General features: G+C 44.7%; 1 protein-coding gene. It reads right to left on the bottom strand.

Annotated elements, in window-relative coordinates; genetic code table 11:
• A partial coding sequence (locus BUA56_RS22430) for a GLUG motif-containing protein (RefSeq protein WP_139249528.1) occupies positions 1–2,195 on the bottom strand: 2,195 nt, incomplete at both ends.

The raw sequence follows: 2,195 nt of genomic DNA on the forward strand, positions 1-2,195 counted from the left end.
TGGAATTCTTCTGCAGTTTTAGAACTGGTATTCGTTACCGTATCCACTCCTCCTGCACTTCCACCCACAGCTTCTATGCCCTGGTTTACCTCCTCGGTTTCCAGAAAATAATTGTTGTCAAGTGTTCCTAATGTCAGGTATCCGAGAATCCCGGCGGCGTAATCATTACCGCTTAATGCAAGACTGAAGGTATCTCCTGCATTATAAGAGTCTGTTATAGATCCGTCTGCTGTAAGATATCCTGCAATGCCTCCCACATACTTCCCTGTTGCCGCTACTTTTGCAAGATTATAACACCGGCTGATTGTATTATTGGTTTTTGAGTATCCTGCAATCCCACCAGTATAGCTATTCCCGTTTACAATTCCAGTATTGTAACAGCCCACAATTGTGGTTCCATTGTACAAAAATCCAGCAATCCCGCCGCCGCAGTTTCCAGAACAATTTATCCCCCCTGTATTATAGCTGTCTTCAATAGAAGATTTGGCCGCCTGGCCTACCAGTCCTCCTACAAACAGATCTCCGGATGCATCAGAGGGACCTGCAATCTCGCCCTTATTATAAGAGCGCTCCATAGACATAGACTGGCTGAAGCCTACGAGCCCTCCAATGAAAGAACTTCCCGTCCGCCCCGTGATTTTGCCTTCGTTATAGCACTCTATAATTTTAGCTCCTTCGTACCCAGTATAGGTCTCGGTGTTTCCGGCAATTCCTCCTATATATTTACCGCTCCCCAATATCTCCCCCTGATTATAGGAGTCAATAATTTGGGATTCAAAAGCGGCATTCGCAACAATACCTCCGGTTTCAGCAGCTCCTTCCACAATTCCGGTATTATAGCATCCTCTGATAACGGACTCTGATATACTGCCTACAATACCTGCTGCTCTTTTTTCTCCACCAATTATATGACCTGTATTATAACAATTAGTGATTTCTGACTCTGATGAAATACCGCCGGCTATGCCGCTAGGCATGCCAATAGTTTCATTTGCTGTTATAACTGCTTCATTATAACAATTGGTAAGTTTGACGCCAGTATAAGGCTGCATTTTTCCACCTATCATTCTGCCCCCAACAGTGCCAATAAAGCCGGCTCCATTTCCAATTGCGCAGCTTACCTTGCCTTTATTAACGCAATTCTCCATCACTGTTCCTGATGCAGTGCCGATGAATCCCCCAGTGTTGCCACTTCCCTGCTTCAGTGTAACAGCTGCACTGTTTGTGCAGTTGCGGAAGGTTGAACTCTCGTCATAGGATGCATAGGCTCCTGCATTGCTATAATAGCTTGTCACTGTCCCTGAAATATGGCAGTCTTCAAACAAGTTATTCACCGCATATTCTACCAAACCTCCGGTTCTAATCTTCCCTGCCACAGTCATATTAACAGTGAGGTTTTTAAATGTTGCACCTTTCGTATATTGAAACAAACCCGTATCATTCATCTCATTATTACCAAAGGTTATATTTTTGATCGCGAATCCATTTCCATCGATAGTTCCCTGATATGGCTTGTCCTCGTCTGTGGCAACCTGCTTCCAAGTGGCGCCCGACATGTCAATATTTTTTGTCAAACGGGCGCACGCCTTAGTAGATCCACTGTCGATTTTCTTTGCAAATGCAAGTAATTCACTTGCTGTTCCAATTTCCTCAAATACATTTTCTGCTTTAAAGGTAACCGGAATACTCGGTTCACTAGCCAAAGCCAATCCACTTCCTGATACACGGGTTACGATCTCATACTCTGTGCCCTCTGTCAGACCGGTAAACTCTCCTGAAGTCTGCCATTGGCCAAATTTTTCATCGTCCTTTGCCTTAATTGCATATTCCTGGCCTTTTATTGTTGTAACTGCTGCACTATCTGCCGCAGAATATTCCAGGACCGGCGCTGAAACCTGTTCCTTTTGAGTTAAAACAAGAATCTGAGGATCAGAATCTTCTGTTTTAATCTCATCCTTCAATTTTTTAACCTGAATGCCATGTTCCGCAGTCACTGTGTCCTGACTTAAATCAACAGTATCTCCTGAAATAGCGTTCCAGCTCTTTCCTCCATCCACGGAATATATCATGGCGGCATCCACATTAGTCAGCAGCATAGACGCCGCATCAAAAGAGGCATCTGGCACGGGCTGCTTGGGATCATCCGGGGACTGGTATACCGGAAGGTCTACTCTGGCAATTTTCCCGGTTAAGCC

Source organism: Lactonifactor longoviformis DSM 17459, assembly GCF_900129135.1.
Lineage (GTDB): Bacteria > Bacillota > Clostridia > Lachnospirales > Lachnospiraceae > Lactonifactor > Lactonifactor longoviformis.